This window comes from Mesobacillus subterraneus, from assembly GCF_000934845.1.
Lineage (GTDB): Bacteria > Bacillota > Bacilli > Bacillales > Cytobacillaceae > Mesobacillus > Mesobacillus stamsii.
On record NZ_JXIQ01000153.1, the window covers coordinates 1 to 3942 of the forward strand.

Below are 3942 nucleotides of genomic sequence, written 5' to 3' on the forward strand. Positions count from 1 at the left end.
ATAAGTCGAGAAGCCCCCACTTCAAGCGACCTGTAAGGTTGGTAAGTGGTGGGAGTAGTTCACTGATATCTTATTTCTTCATTCAACCTTTTCTTTAGCACAATATAATGAGTGAGATCAGCATTCCTTAAAAAGGTACCCCGAATCCATATATAATAAGTAAACTCGCCAACTATGGTGAGTTCAGTTTGTAGACAAAAGGGGTTCGGAATGGTCTCATTCCGAACCCCTTTTGGCATAAATTTGAATTTCTAAAGAAGATGGACTCCTCTTAACTGCCGTTTCTAAGCTTCATATTTCCGGAAGAAACCATCTTTGGTCCGTGGTCGTGTATATGGCAGTACCGGTGTGATTTCCAGATCAAACAGGTACTTCGCGATGGCAGGTGTCTTCCTAATTGAAGTTGTTGTTTTGCTTCTTTGAAAAAAACTTCAATCGTCCAACGCACGGAGTATACTTGAAGCATTTCCATTACTGACAAGGATTCATCTGTAGACAGGTACAATTTCCAATCCTTTTGATAAGGAAATCGACAAAAATAAAGTTTCACCGTTTCCCCAATGCCTGCATAATGGACGGTTGCTTCAATCATTGGACCTAGTGGTTGTGGTAAGACAACAATTTTCAACATTATTGCTGGATTATTAAGACCCACTGGAGGAGATGTCTCTTTGTATGGTGAAAATATTACTGGCGAAATTGGTCATGTTTCTTACATGTTACAGAAGGATTTATTGCTTCCGTGGTTAACCGTAATCGAAAATGTGATTTTAGGTGCACAATTAAATGGGACTTCAAAACAGGTCGCAATTAATAAGGCATCCCCTGTTTTAGAGAAATATGGATTAGGTGGATTTGAAAAAAACTATCCGAGAACCTTGTCAGGTGGGATGAAGCAGAGAGTGGCTTTATTGCGAACATTAATGTTAGAGAATAATTATAATTTTACTAGATGAACCATTGAGTGCCCTGGATGCTCAAACTCGATATGCAATACAATTATGGTTGCTGGAAATTTGGGAGGATCTAATGCTCCTAGTTACGCATGATATTGATGAGGCAGTATTTTTATCAGATGAGGTATATGTTTTAACAAATAGGCCTACAAGAGTTGCCGAAAAAATTGAAATAAATCTTCCTAGACCAAGGGGTGAACAAATTTTTTCTACACCAGAATTTGCAGCATATAAATCAAAATTAATTACGATGTTGAATCAACCAAGTGTGTTATAAATATTATTTGGAATGTATGATATGCAAGGCTTTGAAATTGTAAGAATTGACATACTTCACAAATAACCACTCATTTTCGGAAATGAGTGGTTATTTGTTGTAGCTTCATTTGATTAGGAAGAAGGGTCATTCCAATCTCGTTCCTCACCTAATGATAAAAGATTCCCATTAAAGATACTAAATTCCTTGTTCTTCTCATAGGTATGAATGGTGAAAGGGAAATCATTTATTAGTACGAAAGGGGAAGGAAAATGGACAAGGATACGGAAAAGGTTGGAAAATGCCCGGTGATGCACGGGGGTGCAACTAGTCAAAAAACGAGTGGTACGACTAATAGAGACTGGTGGCCGAATCAGCTGCAGTTGAATATTCTCCATCAGCATGACCGTAAATCAAACCCAATGGGGGCGGATTTTCATTATAGTGAAGAATGCAAAAAGCTGGACTACGATGCACTTAAGCGGGATCTTCAAGTGCTCATGACAACGAGTCAGGACTGGTGGCCGGCAGACTTCGGTCATTATGGACCATTGTTTATCCGAATGGCCTGGCATTCTGCGGGGACATATCGTATTGGCGATGGCCGAGGCGGCGGAGGGACGGGTTCACAACGATTTGCGCCGCTGAACAGCTGGCCAGATAATGGGAACTTGGACAAAGCTCGACGACTGCTATGGCCACTTAAGCAAAAGTATGGCAACAAAATTTCCTGGGCTGACTTGATTTTATTGGCTGGTAATGTGGCAATTGAGTCGATGGGAGGCAAGACAATCGGTTTTGGCGTAGGGAGACAGGATATCTGGCATCCGGAAGAGGACACTTATTGGGGCGTTGAATCAGAGTGGCTCGGCGATAATCGGTATACAGGGGATCGTGAGCTGGAGAACCCGCTTGCTGCTGTACAAATGGGCCTTATTTATGTAAATCCCGAAGGACCGAATGGCAAGCCGGATCCGCTTGCAGCAGCACGGGACATTCGCGAAACCTTTGCACGGATGGGCATGAACGATGAAGAAACAGTAGCGCTGATTGCTGGCGGACATACTTTTGGAAAAGCCCACGGCGCAGGAGATGCAGCGAAAGTTGGTCCAGAACCGGAAGCAGCTCCGATCGAAGAGATGGGTTTAGGATGGAAAAATGCACATGGCACCGGCAGAGGCCGGGATACCATTACTAGCGGCCTGGAAGGAGCCTGGACGGCTAACCCAACACAATGGGATAATGGCTATTTTGATTTATTATTCGACTATGAATGGTGGCTGACAAAGAGTCCGGCAGGTGCCTATCAATGGCTGGCTGTGGATCCGGCCGAAAAAGATCTTGCTCCGGATGCTGAAGATGCTTTTGAAAAAGTCCCAACCATGATGCTTACAACAGATCTTGCATTGCGCCATGATCCTGATTATGAAAAAATCGCCCGCCGTTTTCATCAAAATCCAGAAGAGTTTGCCGACGCTTTTGCCAAGGCATGGTTCAAGTTATTGCATCGTGATATGGGTCCTAAATCAAGGTATATCGGTCCAGAAGTTCCAAAAGAAGATTTCGTCTGGCAGGATCCTATTCCAGCGGTTGAGTATGAATGGACAGAAGAAGAAATAGGAAAGGTGAAATCTTTGATTCTGGACTCTGGGCTAACCATCGGCGAGTTGGTCACGACTGCCTGGGCTTCCGCAAGCACGTTCCGTGGCTCGGACTTCCGCGGTGGAGCGAATGGTGCACGCATCCGACTGGCTCCGCAAAAAGACTGGGAAGTGAATCAGCCGGAACAACTTTCAAAGGTGCTCCATTCACTTGAAAAAATTCAAAGCCATCTCGATCAGAAAATAAGCATTGCTGATTTGATCGTTCTTGGCGGCAGTGCAGCAATCGAGAAAGCGGCACGTGACGCTGGTTTTGATGTAGCTGTTCCATTTGCTCCAGGGCGTGGGGATGCAACCGACGAGCAAACAGATGCAGAAAGTTTTGCAGTGCTTGAGCCTTGCGCTGATGGATTCCGCAACTATCAAAAGAAACAATATAGCGTAAGTCCAGAAGAGCTCTTATTGGACAAGGCACAGCTATTAAACCTCAGTGCACCTGAAATGACGGTTCTGATTGGTGGAATGCGGGTGCTCGGTACCAACCATGGCGGTACAAAGCATGGAGTTTTTACCGACCGTGTTGGCATGCTCACCAATGATTTCTTTGTAAACCTGCTGGATATGGGAGTGGAATGGAAGCCTGCAGAAGGTGGTGTTTATCAAGGTTGTGACCGCAAGACCGGTGAGGTTAAACTTACGGCCACCAGAGTGGACCTAGTTTTCGGCTCCAACTCTCAGCTGCGGGCGATTTCGGAAGTATATGCCCAGAACGATAACAAAGAGAAGTTTGTGCGCGACTTTATTTCCGCATGGACAAAGGTGATGAATGCAGATCGATTTGACCTTCATGCAAAAAAAATGTGAGACTTGTGAATGAGTCAAAAATAAATTGTTTAACGAGAGCAGATCAGTAAAATGGTCTGTTTTTTTTGGTATGCAAGTTTAGAAAGCGGGTTTCCCTTTCGATAGCGCATGACTCTCTGGAAATTTAATAACATTGACAGTTTATTGATAGATGAGGGAAAATTGGTAGTGTATTTAGAAAGTTTCATTTTTTAACGGATTTCCGAAAGAAGTCTCCCATCCTCAAGGAATGGGAAGGGCTAAAGCCCAATGAGTAGGTGGGAGA

General features: G+C 43.9%; 3 protein-coding genes and 1 pseudogene. 3 read left to right on the top strand and 1 reads right to left on the bottom strand.

Annotated elements, in window-relative coordinates; all coding sequences use genetic code 11:
- Positions 1-388: 388 nt before the first annotated feature.
- Positions 389-586, bottom strand: a pseudogene (locus UB32_RS20805) (transposase); the annotation flags it as partial.
- Between the two features lie 46 nt (positions 587-632).
- Between UB32_RS20805 and UB32_RS20575 the strand changes: the two are divergent.
- The 3 genes from UB32_RS20575 (at position 633) to katG (ending at position 3677) form a co-directional block, all read left to right on the top strand.
- Entirely contained in the window at positions 633-956 is a 324-nt protein-coding gene (locus tag UB32_RS20575; RefSeq protein WP_241768536.1) for an ATP-binding cassette domain-containing protein, read from the top strand.
- A 73-nt stretch (positions 957-1029) separates the two neighbouring features.
- Positions 1030-1233 carry a hypothetical protein gene (locus UB32_RS20580; protein WP_052807087.1) on the top strand — a complete coding sequence of 68 codons (204 nt, stop codon included), beginning with the start codon at positions 1030-1032 and terminating at the stop codon, positions 1231-1233.
- A 251-nt stretch (positions 1234-1484) separates the two neighbouring features.
- Complete coding sequence (katG, locus tag UB32_RS16695) at positions 1485-3677, top strand: catalase/peroxidase HPI (RefSeq protein ID WP_044395832.1); 2193 nt, start codon at positions 1485-1487, stop codon at positions 3675-3677.
- Positions 3678-3942 lie beyond the last annotated feature (265 nt).

Excerpts from the sequence above, each read along its gene's own strand:
- UB32_RS20580 (WP_052807087.1), top strand. The coding sequence starts at position 1,030 with ATGCTCCTAGTTACGCATGATATTGATGAGGCAGTATTTTTATCAGAT.
- katG (WP_044395832.1), top strand. The coding sequence starts at position 1,485 with ATGGACAAGGATACGGAAAAGGTTGGAAAATGCCCGGTGATGCACGGG.